Source organism: Kitasatospora herbaricolor, from assembly GCF_030813695.1.
Taxonomy (GTDB): domain Bacteria; phylum Actinomycetota; class Actinomycetes; order Streptomycetales; family Streptomycetaceae; genus Kitasatospora; species Kitasatospora herbaricolor.
In genome coordinates this window covers 1,503,643-1,519,950 of the sequence record NZ_JAUSVA010000002.1, presented here as the reverse complement: position 1 = coordinate 1,519,950, position 16,308 = coordinate 1,503,643, and the positions used below count along the sequence as shown (strand labels likewise).

Genomic DNA, 16,308 nt, shown 5'->3' with positions numbered 1-16,308 from the left:
CCGGACGCACCGCCTTCACCCCGAGGCGGCCAGCCAGGCCCGCCAGTGCGGGTCGAGGAGGGTGGCGTACTCCTCGTAGCCCTCGGCGCCCGGGTGTGCCCCGTCGCCGAGGGTCACCTGGCGCATCCACACGGCGCTCTCGCTCAGCGCCCGGTGCACGGAGACGTACGGGACGCCCGCCGTCCGGCAGACCCGGGCGAAGTCCTCGTCGAGCAGCGCGGTCCGGGCGCTGTGCGCGGGGTCGGCCACCGGCGGCGGGGAGACCACCATGGCCCTCCAGCCCCGGGCCGCCGCCCGGTCCAGCATCGTGGCCAGGTTGGCCGCCGACCGCTCCGGTGCGACCCGGGGGCGATCACTCTCGTGGGTGGCGTCGTTGACGCCGAAGCAGAGAACGACCCTCAGGTCCGTGCCGTGCCGCAGCCGCCGGGCGCACTCGTCCTCCCAGCGGCCGACGATGTCCGCGGAGGTCTCGCGGCGGACCCCGAGGTTGTAGTGCGTCGACGGCAGGCCGTCGGCGAAGGCCCGGGCGCCGAGCCGGCCCGCCCAGCCGAGGCCGACGGGGTCGCCGACCCCGGCGACCAGGGAGTCCCCGACGAAGCAGATGCGCAGGTCACGAGTCATGCGGCGATCGTCGCACGCCCGCCGGGGCCCTGACCGGCCCGGTCGGCCGAGGCCGCACCGGCTCCGCACCGGCTCCGCACCGCACCGCACCGCACCGAGGAGACGGAGACCCGTCACGGACCGACGGCCGGCAACCCGGTTGGGAGCCCTACGCCCTGCACCGCCTCGGGGCCTGACCCGGGGTCCTCCCGGTCCCCGGTCCCCGTCCCCGGTCGCAGGTGGCACCGGGCTCAGCAGTGCACCTCGATGTAGAGCAGCACCCGGCCGCTGGAGACGAACTCGTAGGCCTGGAACGCCTGGCCGCCCAGCGGGTCCCAGTCCCGCAGGTCGAGCCGTTTCCTGATCTCCAGCCACCTGGCGGGCCGTTCGGCCGCCGGGACGTACTCGGGCACGAAGGTGTGCCGGTCCCAGTCGTGCCCGATGTCCGAGCCCATCCACATCAGGTCGGCGGTGCGGGCCAGTCGCTTGGCCCGCCGCGGGTCGAGCGGCCCCCGGGCCAGGGCCCACCGGACGCCCTCGGCGTCGGTGAACCCCTTGTACTGCACGGGGGAGTGGAGTTCCATGTTCGTCCACGGCTCGTGCTCGTGCTCGTCCTCGGCCTGGGGTCGCTGGTCCGCCGGGCCGCGGCCCGCCGCGGCCGGACTCGCGGCCCGTGATCGCTTCTTCGGCATGGCCCCCAGACTGCCACCCCGCCCGCCCCGGAGGCCTGTCCGAGGGGCCACCGCAGCGCTACGCTCGCAGGGCGAGGGCCGGGGGCGAGGGAACGGGGTGCCCGTGTTGGTGTTCATGCTCGTGGCCGGGGTTGTGATCCTCCTGGCCCTGACAGCGATCGCTTCGTCCTCGGACTCCGCCTCCCGGGCGACGGCGCAGGCTTTCGAGGGAGAAGTGATCCGTCGCTACTCCGAGCAGCACACGCTGACCACCGGGATGCGGACCGACTACTGGCTGGACGTCCGTACCGTCGACGGCGAGGTCGTCTCCATCACCTTGCCCGGGCGGATCTGCAGCCGGTTCAAGGTCGGTGACCGGATCGTCAAGCGCGTGGGTGAACGCTGGCCGAGCACCTGACGGGCGTACCGGCGCGGGGCCGTCGGAGGCCCCGAGCCAGGCGCGAGGCGGAGGAACGGCAGAGGGACCTTGGTCCGGTACCGAACGGACGGACTTCCGGCGGGCGGCCGAACAGGCCGGCCACGCCCGGCCCGGGCCGGTGCAACGACTGCCGCGGTGTCTCTCCGGGACGGATCACGAAGTCGCACCGGAGTACCGGCCGTCACCCCGCAGCGGTGCCCCGGCGAACTCCGCCATCCCGTCCGCGAAGGACACCCGCGGCCGCCAGCCCAGTTCGGCCCGCAGCCGGGAGGAGTCGGCGGTGACGTGCCGGACGTCGCCCAGCCGGTAGCGGCCGGTGACCACGGGGTCCGGTCCGCCGAAGGCCCGGGCCAGGGCGACGGCCATCTCGCCGACGGTGCGGACCTCGCCGCTGCCCACGTTGTACGCCCGGGCGCTGCCGGCCGGGCGGTCGGCCAGGGCGTCGAGGGCCGCCGAGTTGGCCGCCGCGACATCCCCGACGTGGACGAAGTCCCGGCGCTGGCCGCCGTCCTCGAACACCTGCGGGGCCTCGCCGCGGGCGAGGGCCGAGCGGAACAGCGAGGCGACGCCGGCGTACGGGGTGTCGCGGGGCATCCCCGGCCCGTAGACGTTGTGGTAGCGCAGGGCCAGCACCCGGCCTCCGCAGGCCCGGGCCCAGGCCGAGGCGAGGTGTTCCTGGGCGAGTTTGGTCGCCGCGTAGACGTTGCGGGGGTCCGCGGGGGCGTCCTCGCCGGTCAGGCCGGGGGACAGGGCGGCGCCGCAGACCGGGCACGGGGGTTCGAACCGCCCGGCGTCCAGCTCGGCGGCGACCCGCGGCCCGGGGGCGACCTCGCCGTGCTCGGCGCAGTGGTGGCGGCCCTCGCCGTAGACCACCATCGAGCCGGCCAGCACCAAGGCGCGGACGCCGGCTCGGTTCATCCCGGCGAGCAGTACGGCGGTGCCGAGGTCGTTGCAGCCCGCGTAGTCGGGCGCGTCGTCGAAGTCCAGGCCGAGCCCGACCATGGCGGCCTGGTGGCAGACCGCGTCCACGCCGTCCAGGGCGCGGGCCACGGCTGCCGCGTCCCGGACGTCGCCGTGCTGGAACTCCACGCCGTCGGGGAGCCGGGCCGCGGCCGGGCCGCCGGGGTGGACGGCCGGCAGCAGCGCGTCCAGCACCCGGACGGTGTGCCCGTCGTCGAGCAGCCGGGCGGCGACGGCCGACCCGATGAAACCGGCACCGCCGGTGAGCAGAACATCCATGGTGCCGACGCTAGGGCGGCCGGGCGGTGCCGGGGGGTTGCCGTGGCCGTCCGTCAGCGGTTCGTAAGGGCCGGGGGCCGTCAGCGGTCGGCAGGGGCCGGGGCCCGACGGCGGTTCCGCAGGGTGGCGGGTCCGTACCGTGTGGCGGTAATCGGAGGAATGTCCGGTTGATCTATATATAGGGGAGTATCCGAAGGCGAGCGAGGAGGACGGCATGGGCAACGGCACCGGCGGCAGGATCGTGGTCGGCGTGGACGGTTCGGCGGCGTCGCGCAGCGCGCTGCGCTGGGCGGTCGAGCAGGCCCGGGTCACCGGCGGCACGGTCGAGGCGCTCTGCGCCTGGGAGTACCCGGCCTTCTACGGCTGGGTGGGCTCGGTGCCGGTCGCGGACGGATTCGACCCGGAGGAGCTGGCCACCCGGACCCTCGCGGAGGCCGTCACCGAGGCCGCCGGCGACGAGCCGCCGGTGAAGATCTCCCAACTGGTGATCCCCGGCAACGCCGCCCGGGCCCTGCTGGACACCGCCGCCGGCGCGGCGCTGCTGGTGGTCGGCAGCCGCGGCCTCGGCGGGTTCTCCGGTGCCCTGCTCGGCTCGGTCAGCCGCCACCTCACCGAGCACGCGCCCTGCCCGGTCGTGGTGCTCCGCGAGGGCCAGGAGCACACCGGCGGCGCCTGACCCGGGCGCCCGGCCCGTGCCCGGGGCCGGACCCGAGCCCCGCTCCCCGGCCCGGGCGGCCCTGGGCCGGGGCCTGACACCCGACCGCCGAGGGGCCAGGATGGAGCCATGCCAGAAGGGGACTCCGTCTACCGCACCGCGGCGGACCTGCACACGGCGCTGGCCGGTCAGGTCCTGACCGTCGCCGACCTGCGGGTGCCGGCGCACGCCACCGCCGACCTCACCGGCCGCACCGTGCTGGACGTCACCCCGCGCGGCAAGCACCTGCTCACCCGGCTGGAGGGCGGCCTCACCCTGCACACCCATCTGCGGATGGACGGGCGCTGGGCCGTCCACCGGCCCGGCGAACGCTGGTCCGGCGGCCCGGCCTGGCAGATCAGGGCCGTCCTCGGCACCGCACGCGCCACCGCCGTCGGCTACCGCCTGCCGGTGGTCGAGCTGTTGCGCACCGCCGACGAGCAGCGGGCCGTCGGCCATCTCGGCCCCGACCTGCTCGGTCCAGGCTGGGACCCGGCCGAGGCCGTCCGCCGGCTCGGCGCCGTGCCGGAGCGGCCGCTCGCCGAGGCGCTGCTGGACCAGCGCAACCTGGCGGGCATCGGCAACGTGTACGCGGCCGAACTCTGCTTCCTGGCCGGCCGCACCCCCTGGACCCCGGTCGGTGAACTCCCCGCCCCCGAACGCCTGGTGGACCGGGCCCGGCAGCTGCTGGAGGCCAACAAGCTGCGCCCCGGCCATGTCACCACCGGCGACACCCGGCCGGGCCACCAGCACTGGGTGTACGGCCGGGCCGGGCGCCCCTGCCCGCGCTGCGGCACCGCCGTGCTGACCGCCCGGGTGGGCACCCCGCCGCAGGACCGGGTCGCCTACTGGTGCCCGTACTGCCAGCGCGGTCCGGCCCCGCAGGGCACACCGCGTCCGATCACGGCCGCTCGACCAGCGCGGGGTGGCGGGGGTCGTCGACCCGGACGGTGAGGTCGGCGGCGTCCGCGGGCCCGGTCTCGGCCTCGTAGCGGGCGAAGGCGGGCAGCGTCCAGTGCTCCTCCGGCGGCGTCCGGCGGGCCAGCGCGGCCGGGGTCAGCGCCAGATGGACGGTCAGGTCGAAGGGGAGCCAGCGGCCGAGCAGCAGCTCACCGTCGAGCAGCAGCACCCCGCCGGGCGGCAGCCGGGTGTACCCGGCCCGGGTGGCCCGGTCGGCGGCCGCGTCCCAGAAGGTCGGCAGCACCAGGCCGCTGCCGCCGGGCTCCAGCGGGTCGAGCAGCTCGCGCAGCAGGGTGCCCTCGTCGAGCCGCAGGTCGTGGTAGGCGTCCGGGTCCTGCTTGCCGTACTCCAGCCGGATCGAGGCCGGCCGCAGGAAGTCGGCGGCGGACACCCGCAGGGTGGGGCGGCCGCGCAGCCGCAGCGGCTCGGCCAGGGCGTCCGCGAGCGCGCCCGGCCGGGCCGCGGGCGCGCCGTCGAGGGCGACGCGCAGCCGGCCGCCCTCGGGCAGGGCCGCGGCGAGGTCGGTGATGCGGTCGGCGAGGAGTTCGGCCAGCCGCTCGGGCGAGATGGGGCGTACCTGCACACGGCCATCCTGCCCTGCCGCCCCGCACCGCGGGCCCGCCGGGCCCGCCCCGGCCCGGCGCCCGTCCCGAACGTCGTGCGCCCCGGCACCGCCACCGGGCCCGCCGCGCCCCGGCCCCGCGCGATCCCGGCGCACGGTCCGTCAGGTACCGCCGCGCGTCCCGGGGGCCGGCAGGTACCGGTGGCGGCGCCGGGCCGGGCCGTCAGGGCCCCGCGTCCGCCAGCTCGGCCAGCACCTGGGCGTGGCACAGCTCCGGCACGCACCAGCAGCCGAGCCGGTGCCCGCGCAGCTCCGGGAGCCGGGCCAGCAGCTCCGGGCGCTCCAGCAGCCAGGCCCGGTACCGGTCGACCACCTCCTGCCGGGTGCCGTCCCGGCCGGGCCGGAACGGGCAGGAGAACGGCGAGCCCGCGAGGTGCCAGCCGCCGCGGTGCATCGGGCGGCCGACGTAGACGACGTCCGCGTAGTCCGGGTCGTCCAGGTGGCCCTTGAGGTTGACCACGGTGGTCCGGCGGGCGGTCATGCGGCTCCCTCCGGCCGTCCGGGAGCCTGCCAGTTCGGGGCCAGTGGCTCCGGCAGCGGGGTCTCGGCCGGGGTCACCACCGTCTTCACGATCTTGTCGGCGAAGGTCTGCCGCCGGCCGTCCCACAACGGCCAGAGGAAGCCCAGGAAGCAGGGCAGTGCGTCGAGCAGGTGGCAGACGTCCCGGACGAAGGACATCCAGGTGCCGATCGGCCGGCCGCCGGCCTCCTTGTGCAGATGGGTGTCGAGCAGCTTCTTCCCCCAGCTCTGCCCGCGGCCCCCGAGGTACCAGCGGTTGTAGACCAGGAGGGCGAAGGTGACCACGCCGAGCCCGATCTCCAGGGCGGTGCCGTGCGGGTCGACCAGGCGCGCCGCACCGGACGGGATGCTCACCAGTAAGTAGTCGACCAGGAACGACATCACACGCGACCACCAGGGGGTGAACGTCATCGGCACCACCGATCTCGGGAGGGCGCCGGCGGGCGGCGCCGGGCGCGCGCGGTCAGGGCCATGCTGGCGCAGCGGCCGGACCTCGCAACCCGGGTGGTCCGAGTGGCGGGCGGGGGCCTCCGGGCCGCCGCCGCCCGCCTTGACAGGCCCCGGACCCCGGCGTAGCAAGAAGAGATGCGCCAAGGTGTACCGGCGGACCAGCACGGCCCGCGCGAGACCGGCGGTACCGAGGCGGAGCGCGGTGACGCGCACCGCCTGCGGGCACACGTTCCCGCGGCCGCCGCGCACGAGGTGGACGTGCTGCTCGCCGCCGCCGTCCGCAAGGCGCTCAGCAGCACCCAGGCGTACGGCGGTGTGGTCTACCTGCACTCGCGGGACCGCCGCTCGCTGGTGCTCACCACGGTCGCCGGCGTACCCCTGTCGCTGCTCAGCCCGATGCGCCGGATCGCCGTGGCCGGTCCGCTGCCCGCCGCCGTCAGCTACCGCACCGGCCGCACGGTCACCCTGGCCGACACCGAGGACACCATGCGGCGCTTCCCCCAGCTCGCCGTCGGGATGCCGTACGACTTCTCCTCCGCGTGCGTACCGATCGCCTCGGACGGCCACAGCTTCGGCGTCCTCACCGCGTTCTGGCCGGCTTCCCGGCACGGCGTGCCGGACCGCGCCCCGCGCCACCTGCGGACCATCGCCAACCGCCTCGGCGGGGCGCTCGCCGGGCTGGAGGGCGGCGGCCACCCGGTCGAGGCCGCCGGGGACGCGGCCGTGGTCGAACTGCCGACCCCCGCCATCGCCGTCACCCGGGTCGGCCTCTTCGACTGGAACCTCGCCACCGGCAGGCTCAACGCCGACGAGGAGATGTGCGAACTGTTCGGCGTCCCGCCCGCCGAGTACGACGGCCGCGCCGTCACCCTCACCGACCGGATCTCCCCTGCCGACCTGCCCGAGCTGCGCGCCGCCGCCCGGGCCGCGCTCGACCACCGCCGGGTGCTGGCCGCCCGGATCAGGGTGGTCGACCGGGAAGGCCACGCCCACCCCGTCGAACTCTGGGGACGGGTGCCGGAGACCGGCCCGAGCGGCCGCACCCACCTGGTCGGCGCCGTCCTCGACAGCCGGACCGGCTCCGCAGCCGCGGCCGCCGTCGAGCGGCTGCGCGACGGCGTCTTCTCGCTGGACCCGGACGGGGTGGCCGGCTACGTCAACCGCAGCTGCGAACTCCTGCTGGCCGCCCGCCGCGAGGACCTCCTCGGCCACCACCCGTGGGACGTGCTGTCCTGGCTCTCCGACCCGGTGTACGAGGACCGCTACCGGGCCGCGATGCTCTCCCAGCAGCCGACCGCCTTCCTCGCGCTGCGCCCGCCCGACACCTGGCTCGCCTTCTCGCTCTACCCCGACGCCCACGGCGTGACCGGCCGGGTGGTCGCCGCCGAGGCGCCCCCCGGCGCGGCCGCGACGCCGGTCGAGACACCGGCCCTGACCCGGCCCGGCATCGGCTCCACCTACCACCTGCTGCAGCTGGCCAGCGCGCTCACCGAGGCGGTCAGCGTCAAGGAGGTCTGCCAGGCGGTCGGCGAACAGATCCTGCCGGCCTTCGGCGGCCAGCAGCTCGCCATCTACACGGCCCGTGAGAAGCGGCTCCACCTGGTCTCGCAGACCGGCTACCCAGACGGCTTCCTGGACCGCTTCGAGGGCACCCCGATGGGCACCCGGCTGCCCGGCGTCGACGCGCTCAGCACCGGCACCCCGATCTTCTTCGAGTCCGTCCACCAGCTCTCCGCCGCCTACCCCGGGATCCCGCTCGACGAGATGCGCGCCTGGGCCTTCCTCCCGCTGATCGCCTCCGGCCACCCGGTCGGCAGCTGCATCCTCGGCTTCGACGAACCCAGACCCTTCAGCAGCGAGGAGCGCGGCCTGCTCACCGCTCTCGGCGGCTTCATCGCCCAGGCCCTCGAACGCGCCCGGCTCTACGACGCCGAGTTCGCCCTCGCCCGCGGACTGCAGCAGGCCCTGCTCCCGCACCGGCTGCCCCGGATCGAGGCCGTCCGGATCGTCGCCCGGTACCTGCCCGGCACCCAGGGGATGGAGATCGGCGGCGACTGGTACGACGCGATCAGCACCGCGTCCGGCGCCTGCCTGGTGATCGGCGACGTCGAGGGGCACAACGTCGGCGCCGCCGCCACCATGGGCCAGTTGCGCAGCGCCGTACGGGCGTTCGCCAGCGGCGGCGACCCGCCGGGCGAGGTGCTCCGGCGCACCAACCGGCTGATGGTCGACCTGGACCCGGGACTGCTCGCCAGCTGCTGCCTGATCTACCTGGACCGCGCCGACGGCCACGCCTGCGCGGCCCGGGCCGGCCACCTGCCCCCGTTGCTGCGCCACCCCGACGGGCAGACCGAGGCGCTGCACCTGCCCGGCGGGCCGCTGCTCGGCATCGACAACACCGCGGAGTTCCCGGTCACCGAACTGGACCTCGCGCCCGGCTCGATCCTCGCCCTCTACACCGACGGGCTGGTGGAGGAGCCCGGAAGCGGCATCGACGAGGGCGTCGACCGGCTGCGCACCACCCTCGCGCACGCCGAGGCGGCCACCCTGGACGAACTGGCCGACCGCCTGCTGCGCGACGCCCGGCGCTCCACCCACCGCGCGGACGACGTCGCCCTGCTGCTGGCCGCCTACACCCCCGACTGACCGCGCCGGCGTCCGCCGCCCCGTCGCGGGCCGCCCCGAGGCGTTCGGGATCGCGACTTTCGTCGCGGCACCCGACGACCAAGGGTGGCGGCCGGCCGCCACCCGGTCCGGTTAGCCTCGCCGGGTGGCAGCGACACCAGGAACAGCGGACCGTACGACGGCGACCGGCGCGGGGACGGCCGGCAGCGGTGGGCCCGGGGCCGGCCCCGGCGCGGGCGGCCCGGGGCCGGGCCGGGCGGCCGTGGTCGGCCGGGTCGCCGGCCGGGCCGTCCGCCGGGTCTTCCCGGGGCCGTGGGGGGCGTGGGCGCTGGTCCGGGAGGTCGTCGGCCTGCTGGTGCTCTCCGGACTGGCGGCGCTGATCGTCTCGGTCGCGCGCGGCGGGCCGCTGAAGCTCGTGCTGTACGTCGGCGCCGTGGCCCTGCTCTTCGCCATGCGGCGCGGGCTGCCGGTGCCCGTCATGCTGGCGACGGCGGCCGCGGCCGGGGCGATCGACAGCTTCGCGCCGCTGCTGATCTGCGCCGCCTGGTCGGTGGGCTACCGGGTGACCCGGGCGCTGCCCACGCTCGGCGTGATGGCCGCCTCCTTCACCCTGATCACGGCCACCGCCGTTCTGCACGGGGACGACGTCGTCCCGGCCAAGGGGGTCGCGGGGTTCGCGATCGGCGGCTTCCTGCTCTTCGCCGGGCTGCCCGCGCTGGCCGGCCGCTACCACGCGCAGCGCCGCGCGCTGCTGGTCGCCCTGCGGGAGCGCAACGACCAGCTGGAGCGCGAGCGCGTCATGATCGCCCACCAGGCCCGGCTGCGGGAGCGGCACCGGATCGCCCAGGACATGCACGACAGCCTCGGGCACCAGCTGGCGCTGATCTCCGTGCACTCGGGCGCGCTGGAGGTGGACCGCTCGCTGACCGACCCCCAGCGCGCCGCGGTCGGCGTGCTGCGGCAGGCCGCGGTCGCCGCGATGCGTGAGCTCCGGGTGGTGGTCGGGGTGCTGCACGAGGAGTCCGCGCCGACCGGGGCCGGCCGGGCGGGCGGCGGCTCCGGCGGCGGGCTGGACGGGATCGAGCGGCTGGCCGAGAGCTCCCGGGCGGCCGGCGCCGCCGTGACGCTGAGCCGCGGCGGGGACGGCCGCCCGCTCGCCGCGGCCACCGAGCACGCCGCCTACCGGATCGTCCAGGAGGCGCTGACCAACGCGCACAAGCACGCGCCCGGCGCGCCGCTCACCGTCGCCCTGCGCTACGAGCCGGACGCGCTGGTGGTCGAGATCGCCAACGGGCCGGCGCCCGAGCCGCCGCCGGCCGGCCAGGTGGTCAGCGGCGGCCAGGGCCTGACCGGGCTGCGCGAGCGGGCCCGGCTGGTGGGCGGGATGGTGCACGCCGGACCGTCCGGCGGGGGCGGCTGGCGGCTGGCCGCCGTCCTGCCCTACCACCACGACGGGGCGGCCGGGCCGTCCGCCGCAACCGCCGACGGACTGTCGGACGCGCCGCCCGCCGGGGCGGGAGCGGCCTGGGCCCCGCCGGGCGGGGGCGGCCTGGGCCCCGCCGGGCGGACGGGGCTGCGCAGCCCCGCGGTCGGCTGCGCGGCCGGCGCCGGCGCGGTCGTGCTGGCCGTGGTGGGCCTGCTGGTCTGGGGCGTGATGGCCTTCGTGCAGGCCCTGGACGACGCGACCGTGAGCACGAAGACGTACGAGTCGATCGCGGTCGGCAGCGCCGAGGCGGACGTCCGGGCCAGGCTCCCGGTCGGCAGCCGCCTGCTGACCCAGGGCTACCAGGGCACCGGGCCGACCCTGCCGGCCGGGGCGTCCTGCTCCTGGTACCTCTCGGACGAACCGGGGAAGGACAGCTTCGACGACGAGTACGTGGCCCGGTTCTGCTTCAAGGACGGCACCTTGATCGACAAGCAGCACTACCGTGCGAAGGTATGACCGTGCCGCGTGCCACGCGGCCGGCCCGGGCCGAGCGGGGCCCGCGGCGCCGACCCCTGCCCGTCCAGGAGGACCAGCAGTGATCCGAGTCCTCGTCGCCGACGACGAGCCACTCATCCGCGCCGGGATCAGGATGATCCTCTCCTCGGCCGACGACATCGACGTGGTCGCCGAGGCGGCCGACGGACGCGAGGCGCTGGAGCTGGCCCGCGCCCACGGTGTCGACGTGGTGCTGCTGGACATCCAGATGCCGGTGATGGACGGCCTCACCGCGCTGGCCGAGCTGCCCCGCGCCGCGCCGGACGCACGGGCGCTGGTCCTGACCACCTTCGGCGAGCGCGACAACGTGCTGCGCGCGGTGGCGGCCGGCGGCGCCGGGTTCCTCCTCAAGGACACCGCGCCGGCCGAGCTGATCCAGGCCGTCCGGGCGGCGGCCGGCGGCAACGCCTTCCTCTCGCCGGTGGCCACCCGGTTCATCGTGGACAGCCTGGCCGCCGGCCCGGCCGGGCCCGCGGCGGCCCGCGCCGAGGCCGCCCGCCGACGGCTGGAGGCGCTCACCCCGCGCGAGCGCGAGGTGCTGGCCCTGCTGGGGGAGGGGCTGTCCAACGCGGACGCCGGCGCCCGGATCCACATGAGCGAGGCGACCGTGAAGACGTACGTCAGCCGGATCCTCGCCAAGCTGGGCTGCGACAACCGCGTCCAGGCGGCGCTGCTGGCCCGGGACGCGGGGCTCGACAGCACCGGCTGACCGGGCGCCGGGCCGGGCCCGGACCGATGGGTCCCTCCCGGCCCGGTGGCCGGCCCCCGGGCGGCCCGCCGTCGAGCGCCCCCGCTCAGCGGGAGGCGATCCGCAGGGCCAGCCGGGTGCTGGAGTGGGCCACCCCCGCCTCGTGCTTCAGCCGCCGCAGCAGACGGTCGAGCGCCGCCGCGTCGGCGGCCCGGGCCCGGAGCAGGTAGTCGTGGGCACCGGTGACGTGCACCGCCTCGGTGACACCCGGCAGCCGCAGCACCGTCGTCTCGAAGGCGTCGCTGTCCGTCTCCGGCCGCAGGGTCACGTCGATGAAGACGGTCAGGCCGGGGCGGCTGTCGGCGGCCGGGTCCACCAGGGTGGTGAAGCCGCGGATCACGCCCGTCCGGACCAGCCGTCGCACCCGCTCCGCCGCGGCGTTCGAACTCAGGCCGACCCGGGCCCCCAGATCGCGGTAGGAGATCCGCGCGTCCGTCCGCAGCAGGCCGAGAATATCGCTGTCCAGTTCGTCCATACCGCGATTATCGCGGCCCCGGGGCGCATCCGGCCGGGGAAGCCGCCGCCGGTCTGTGACGGTGGCCCGATGACCGAATCCCTCGTCCTGATGGACACCTCCCTGGTACGGCCGCTGCTCGCGGGGGGCGCGGCGGGCCTCGGGGTGGCCCTGCCGCTCGGCGCCGTCGGCGTCCTGCTGCTGGAGGAGGGACGGCGGGGGTGGCGCGCCGCCGCCGGCGCGGCGGCCGCGGTCGCGCTGGCCGACCTGCTGTACGCGGCGCTTGCGGTGAGCGTCGGCACCCGGGTCTCGGCGCTCCTCGCCGGGTGGGAGGTGTGGACCAGGACCGCCTCGGCCGCCCTGCTGGGCGCGATCGCGGTCCGTGGGCTGCTCGCGCTGCTGCGCCCGCGCGAACGGCCGCACGAACGCCCGCGCGAACGGCCTTGCCAAAGCCCGCGCGCACGCCCGGGCGCGTCGGCCGAGGAGGGCGCCGGGGGAGTCACGGGCGCCGACGACGGCGGGCCCCGGGCCGGGGGCGCGGGCCGGGCCTTCGTCCGCTTCCTGTTGCTGACCTTGGTCAACCCGGCGACGGCGCTCTACTTCGTCGCGCTGGTCTCGGCCGGCGGCGCGGGCGGTCCGGGCGGGGGTGGGGCGACTCCCGGTGCCCTGGCGGGCGCGGCCTTCGCGGGCGGGGTGTTCGTGGCCTCGCTCGCCTGGCAGCAGGTGCTCGCCGGGCTGGGGGCGCTGGCCGGCGCCCGGCTCACCGGTCCGGTGGCGCGGACACTGACCTACGGGGCCGGGTACGGGCTGGTGGCCTACTACGCGGTGCGGCTGGCCCTGCCCGCCTGAGCCGGGGGCGCCAGGTCGGGGATGCCGCAACGCGCTGCGGTGGGCTCGGCGGCCGGGTGCTCCTGAGGCTTCCGGGGGTTGAGGGAGCGTCGGACGGACGGCACGGTGTGGCGGGCGCCACCCGGGAGCGGGCGGGGCGGTGTCCGGAGGGGGCGAATTGTCACGGAACGTGTGCCGGGTCTGTCTCCGCGTCGTCCGTGTGGGCGGGCTCACAGGGCCTCAGGCGTGAGGACGGGCACCGAAATGTCCGCTTTGATCATGCAAATACGGATAAAACTGGGCATTCGGGGCGCGATTCCTTGATCAATACCGCCGGTAACAGTGGACTGACCTGGGAGAACCTGTCAATGGTTGAACCAAGCCTCACGGAACCGTAGGTTCGTTGTCGTCGGTGCAACGAGCACCACCCGGGTTCACCCCCACCGCACGGCCCGCCGGATCATCCGGTGCGGGACGTGCCCGCCGGAGCGACCGCTCGCATCAGGTCGCAGGCGTGCGGAGGGTTGCCGGGGCGGCGCGGCGCGCTCCTGTGCGTGTCCGGCCGCTCTTCGAGTGAGGTGAGTGAGACAGGCCCTTCCGGGGTCTGGTTCCGCATGCCTGCCCGGGACTGTCGAGAGGATCTACATGAGCTTCCGTAACGAGACCGCCGCTGCCACCACCAAGACCGCCACCAAGCGCAACCGCATGCGGATGGCCCTGATCGGCGGGGCCGTCGTGACCCTGCCGGTGGCAGGCCTCGTCACGGCCAACTCGGCTTCCGCCGCCTCGGTGTCGACCTGGGACAAGGTCGCCCAGTGCGAGAGCACCGGCAACTGGAGCATCAACTCCGGCAACGGCTTCTACGGCGGCCTGCAGTTCACCTCCTCCACCTGGGCCGCCTTCGGCGGTACCGCGTTCGCGCCGCAGGCCAACCAAGCCACCAAGGCGCAGCAGATCGCCATCGCCGAGAAGGTGCTCGCCTCGCAGGGCCCCGGCGCCTGGCCGGTCTGCTCCGTCAAGGCCGGCCTGACCGCCGGTGGCGCGGCCGCCGCCGTGGACACCTCGGACGCGGCCGCCAAGCCCGCCGCCGAGGCGCCCGCCGCCCCGGCCAAGAAGGACACCAAGCCGGCCACCTCCTCGGACGCGGCCGCCGCCCAGACGCCGAAGTCCGAGAACAAGCCGACCTCCACCGACGCCGTGAAGTCGTGGAAGCAGGCCGGCCAGCACAACACCGCCAAGGGCAGCTACACCGTCAAGAGCGGTGACACCCTGGGCGCGATCGCCGCCAAGTTCGGCACCTCGGTGTCGAGCCTGCACGCCAAGAACGTCCAGGTCATCGGCGCCAACGCCGACCTGATCTACCCGGGCCAGACCATCACCGTCTGATCCCGTCCCGCATCACCGGCAGCCGCCCCCTCCTCGGAGGGGGCGGCTGTCCGCGTTCGGGCGGTCGGTCACCGGCCGGTCCATGACGGTCCGCCGTCCCGCTCCCGGCTCCCACGCCGCCCCGCCCCCGGCTCCCACGCCGGCCCCCTTCCGGCCCTCGCCGGACCCCTCCCGGGCCCGTCCGGCCGCTGCCGTGGAAGCCCGTTCCGAACTCCCGAAGAACTCGTTCCGGATTTCTGTTATCCGGTCGGGCGCCGCAGGTCTCCTAGGTGTCAGGGCATGTACGGGCAGGTCCACGGGGAGAGCGGACGCAGGTGAACAGTGCAAACGGGGCCGCCACGGTCGCGGCGGCGCAGGCCGGGGACGAGCGGGCGCAGGGCGAACTGATCGCGGAGTACCTGCCGCTGGTCTACAACATCGTCGGCCGGGCCCTCAGCGGGCACGCCGATGTCGACGACGTCGTGCAGGAGACCATGCTGCGGGTCGTCGACGGGCTGGGCGGCCTGCGCGACGCGACCTGCTTCCGCTCCTGGCTGGTGGCCATCGCGATGAACGAAGTCCGCCGCCGCCAGCGTGCGCACAGTTCCGAGGCGCTCTGCGACGGCCTGCACGAGGCCCAGGAGGTCGCCGACCCCGGCGCCGACTTCGTCGGACTGACCATCGTCCGGCTCGGCCTGTCGGGCCAGCGCCGGGAGGTCACCGAGGCGACCCGCTGGCTGGACCAGACCGACCGTGAACTGCTGGCCCTCTGGTGGCTGGAGGCGGCCGGCGAACTGACCCGGGCGGACGTGGCCGTCGCCCTGGGCCAGTCCCAGCAGCACGTGACGGTTCGGGTGCAGCGGATGAAGACCCAGCTGGAGGTGGCCCGGGTCGTGGTCCGGGCGCTCTCGGCGCTGCCGCGCTGCGAGGAACTCGACTCGCTCATGGCGGCCTGGGACGGCGCCCCGGGCTCGCTCTGGCGCAAACGGATAGCCCGTCATGCCCGCGACTGCGTGGCCTGCGGCGGTCATCGCAACGGCCTGGTCCCCGCCGAGGGGCTGCTGGCCGGCCTGGCCTTCGTCCCGGTGCCCGAGCACCTGGGCGGCCTGCTGCCCACGGCCTTCGGGCCGGCCGGCTCCGGCGCCGCCGCAGCCGCACCCGCCGCACCCGCCGCACCCGGGGCTGCGGGCCCCGTCGCGCCGCCGGCTTCCGTCCCTCCGGCCCCCGTACCGCCCGCGCCCGCTCCGGCGCCGGGCCCCGGCGGGACGACGTTGCAGCAGCTCGTCCGCCGCCCGTTCCGGCAGGGACCCGGCTCGCCGGCCGTGCTCGGCAGCATCGCGGCGGTGGCCGCCGTCGCCTGCCTCGCCTACGTGGTTCCCGAGGGTCCGCGGCCGGCCGACGTCCGGGCGGTGGTCGCCCCCGCCGCAGAGCCCGCCGCTCCGCCGGCCGCGTCCGAACCGCCTTCCCCCGCAGCGCCGTTGCCCGAGCCGTCGGTGACGGTGACGGCCCCGGAGCCGACCCCCGCCGCCTTTCCCCCGGCGGCGCCGCCGAGCCCCTCGCCCAGTCCCAGGCCCGTGCGCCCGTCGGCCACCGTGCCGCCGCCCGCGCCGGTCGCGGTGCCCTCGGTGGTGCCGGCCGTGGCGCTCGACCCGTTCGAGCGGCAGCTCGTCGACCTGCTCAACAGCGAGCGGACGAAGCAGGGTTGCGCCCCGCTCCGGGTGGACCCGCGGCTGAGCGAGGCCGCGCAGCGCCACTCGGACGACATGGCGGCGCGCGGATACTTCGGCCACACCGACCCCGACGGCGTCACCGCGCCCCAGCGGATCACCGCCGCCGGCTACCACTGGACCACGTACGCGGAGAACATCGGCTTCGGCCGGGACGACGCGGCCGTGGTGGTGGGCGAGTTGATGAACACCCCCGACCACCGGGCGCACATCCTGAACTGCGCGTTCAAGGACATCGGCGTAGGCGCCCGCTTCGGCCCCGGCGGGCCGTGGTGGACCCAGGACTTCGGAGCGGCCCGCTGACCCGAGGGCCCTCCCCACCGGACCCCTTGACCACCTGAACCCTCTTGACCACCCGAACGACCACCTGAACCATCGACCCCCGA

16 protein-coding genes are annotated in these 16,308 nt (G+C 76.0%); 9 read left to right on the top strand and 7 right to left on the bottom strand.

Features of this window, described 5'->3' with window-relative positions; genetic code table 11:
* Window positions 1–15: 15 nt before the first annotated feature.
* Both J2S46_RS06950 and J2S46_RS06945 read right to left on the bottom strand, forming a co-directional pair.
* On the bottom strand, window positions 16–621 hold the full coding sequence (locus J2S46_RS06950; protein WP_191290880.1) for a DUF459 domain-containing protein: 606 nt from the start codon (window positions 619–621) through the stop codon (window positions 16–18).
* Window positions 622–851: 230 nt separating this feature from the next.
* Window positions 852–1,292 carry a hypothetical protein gene (locus tag J2S46_RS06945; RefSeq protein WP_191290881.1) on the bottom strand — a complete coding sequence of 147 codons (441 nt, stop codon included), beginning with the start codon at window positions 1,290–1,292 and terminating at the stop codon, window positions 852–854.
* Window positions 1,293–1,389: 97 nt separating this feature from the next.
* Here J2S46_RS06945 and J2S46_RS06940 point away from each other — a divergent pair, with 97 nt between their 5' ends.
* Window positions 1,390–1,689: a DUF7489 domain-containing protein gene (locus J2S46_RS06940; protein WP_191290882.1), complete on the top strand. Its 300-nt coding sequence runs from the start codon at window positions 1,390–1,392 to the stop codon at window positions 1,687–1,689.
* Window positions 1,690–1,863: 174 nt separating this feature from the next.
* On the opposite strand, the gene J2S46_RS06935 is transcribed toward J2S46_RS06940, so the two are convergent.
* Window positions 1,864–2,949, bottom strand: coding sequence for an NAD-dependent epimerase/dehydratase family protein (locus tag J2S46_RS06935; protein ID WP_191290883.1), 1,086 nt, complete (start codon window positions 2,947–2,949; stop codon window positions 1,864–1,866).
* Window positions 2,950–3,163: 214 nt separating this feature from the next.
* Here J2S46_RS06935 and J2S46_RS06930 point away from each other — a divergent pair, with 214 nt between their 5' ends.
* Both J2S46_RS06930 and J2S46_RS06925 read left to right on the top strand, forming a co-directional pair.
* Window positions 3,164–3,625, top strand: coding sequence for a universal stress protein (locus J2S46_RS06930; protein ID WP_191290884.1), 462 nt, complete (start codon window positions 3,164–3,166; stop codon window positions 3,623–3,625).
* Window positions 3,626–3,733: 108 nt separating this feature from the next.
* Window positions 3,734–4,597: a DNA-formamidopyrimidine glycosylase family protein gene (locus tag J2S46_RS06925; protein WP_191290885.1), complete on the top strand. Its 864-nt coding sequence runs from the start codon at window positions 3,734–3,736 to the stop codon at window positions 4,595–4,597.
* Here the strand turns inward: J2S46_RS06925 and J2S46_RS06920 are convergent.
* From J2S46_RS06920 to J2S46_RS06910, 3 genes are all read right to left on the bottom strand, one after another.
* On the bottom strand, window positions 4,545–5,186 hold the full coding sequence (locus tag J2S46_RS06920; protein WP_191290886.1) for a nucleoside/nucleotide kinase family protein: 642 nt from the start codon (window positions 5,184–5,186) through the stop codon (window positions 4,545–4,547). The genes J2S46_RS06925 and J2S46_RS06920 overlap by 53 nt on opposite strands.
* Window positions 5,187–5,388: 202 nt before the next feature.
* Window positions 5,389–5,706 carry a DUF4326 domain-containing protein gene (locus J2S46_RS06915; RefSeq protein ID WP_191290887.1) on the bottom strand — a complete coding sequence of 106 codons (318 nt, stop codon included), beginning with the start codon at window positions 5,704–5,706 and terminating at the stop codon, window positions 5,389–5,391.
* Complete coding sequence (locus J2S46_RS06910; RefSeq protein WP_191290888.1) at window positions 5,703–6,155, bottom strand: RDD family protein; 453 nt, start codon at window positions 6,153–6,155, stop codon at window positions 5,703–5,705. Before J2S46_RS06910 ends, J2S46_RS06915 begins: the two co-directional genes overlap by 4 nt.
* A 174-nt stretch (window positions 6,156–6,329) precedes the next feature.
* Here J2S46_RS06910 and J2S46_RS06905 point away from each other — a divergent pair, with 174 nt between their 5' ends.
* The 3 genes from J2S46_RS06905 to J2S46_RS06895 all read left to right on the top strand — a co-directional run bounded on the left by J2S46_RS06905 (window position 6,330) and on the right by J2S46_RS06895 (window position 11,509).
* Entirely contained in the window at window positions 6,330–8,840 is a 2,511-nt protein-coding gene (locus J2S46_RS06905; RefSeq protein WP_191290889.1) for a SpoIIE family protein phosphatase, read from the top strand.
* A 124-nt stretch (window positions 8,841–8,964) separates the two neighbouring features.
* Window positions 8,965–10,761 carry a sensor histidine kinase gene (locus tag J2S46_RS06900; protein ID WP_268255697.1) on the top strand — a complete coding sequence of 599 codons (1,797 nt, stop codon included), beginning with the start codon at window positions 8,965–8,967 and terminating at the stop codon, window positions 10,759–10,761.
* 79 nt (window positions 10,762–10,840) lie between these two features.
* Window positions 10,841–11,509, top strand: a complete 669-nt coding sequence (locus J2S46_RS06895; RefSeq protein ID WP_191290890.1) for a response regulator transcription factor — start codon at window positions 10,841–10,843, stop codon at window positions 11,507–11,509.
* Between the two features lie 85 nt (window positions 11,510–11,594).
* On the opposite strand, the gene J2S46_RS06890 is transcribed toward J2S46_RS06895, so the two are convergent.
* Window positions 11,595–12,023 (bottom strand): Lrp/AsnC family transcriptional regulator, encoded by a 429-nt coding sequence (locus J2S46_RS06890; protein ID WP_191290891.1) that lies wholly within the window; start codon window positions 12,021–12,023, stop codon window positions 11,595–11,597.
* Window positions 12,024–12,092: 69 nt separating this feature from the next.
* Here J2S46_RS06890 and J2S46_RS06885 point away from each other — a divergent pair, with 69 nt between their 5' ends.
* From J2S46_RS06885 to J2S46_RS06875, 3 genes are all read left to right on the top strand, one after another.
* The gene (locus tag J2S46_RS06885) at window positions 12,093–12,851 is read left to right on the top strand and encodes a LysE family transporter (protein ID WP_191290892.1); all 759 of its coding nucleotides are present in this window, start codon (window positions 12,093–12,095) and stop codon (window positions 12,849–12,851) included.
* 624 nt (window positions 12,852–13,475) lie between these two features.
* Window positions 13,476–14,216, top strand: coding sequence for a LysM peptidoglycan-binding domain-containing protein (locus J2S46_RS06880; RefSeq protein WP_191290893.1), 741 nt, complete (start codon window positions 13,476–13,478; stop codon window positions 14,214–14,216).
* Window positions 14,217–14,530: 314 nt separating this feature from the next.
* Complete coding sequence (locus J2S46_RS06875; protein WP_191290894.1) at window positions 14,531–16,225, top strand: sigma-70 family RNA polymerase sigma factor; 1,695 nt, start codon at window positions 14,531–14,533, stop codon at window positions 16,223–16,225.
* Window positions 16,226–16,308 lie beyond the last annotated feature (83 nt).

Excerpts from the sequence above, each read along its gene's own strand:
- J2S46_RS06880 (WP_191290893.1), top strand. The coding sequence starts at position 13,476 with ATGAGCTTCCGTAACGAGACCGCCGCTGCCACCACCAAGACCGCCACC.
- J2S46_RS06905 (WP_191290889.1), top strand. The coding sequence starts at position 6,330 with ATGCGCCAAGGTGTACCGGCGGACCAGCACGGCCCGCGCGAGACCGGC.
- J2S46_RS06950 (WP_191290880.1), bottom strand. The coding sequence starts at position 621 with ATGACTCGTGACCTGCGCATCTGCTTCGTCGGGGACTCCCTGGTCGCC.
- J2S46_RS06930 (WP_191290884.1), top strand. The coding sequence starts at position 3,164 with ATGGGCAACGGCACCGGCGGCAGGATCGTGGTCGGCGTGGACGGTTCG.
- J2S46_RS06915 (WP_191290887.1), bottom strand. The coding sequence starts at position 5,706 with ATGACCGCCCGCCGGACCACCGTGGTCAACCTCAAGGGCCACCTGGAC.
- J2S46_RS06925 (WP_191290885.1), top strand. The coding sequence starts at position 3,734 with ATGCCAGAAGGGGACTCCGTCTACCGCACCGCGGCGGACCTGCACACG.
- J2S46_RS06935 (WP_191290883.1), bottom strand. The coding sequence starts at position 2,949 with ATGGATGTTCTGCTCACCGGCGGTGCCGGTTTCATCGGGTCGGCCGTC.
- J2S46_RS06910 (WP_191290888.1), bottom strand. The coding sequence starts at position 6,155 with ATGACGTTCACCCCCTGGTGGTCGCGTGTGATGTCGTTCCTGGTCGAC.
- J2S46_RS06945 (WP_191290881.1), bottom strand. The coding sequence starts at position 1,292 with ATGCCGAAGAAGCGATCACGGGCCGCGAGTCCGGCCGCGGCGGGCCGC.
- J2S46_RS06885 (WP_191290892.1), top strand. The coding sequence starts at position 12,093 with ATGACCGAATCCCTCGTCCTGATGGACACCTCCCTGGTACGGCCGCTG.
- J2S46_RS06890 (WP_191290891.1), bottom strand. The coding sequence starts at position 12,023 with ATGGACGAACTGGACAGCGATATTCTCGGCCTGCTGCGGACGGACGCG.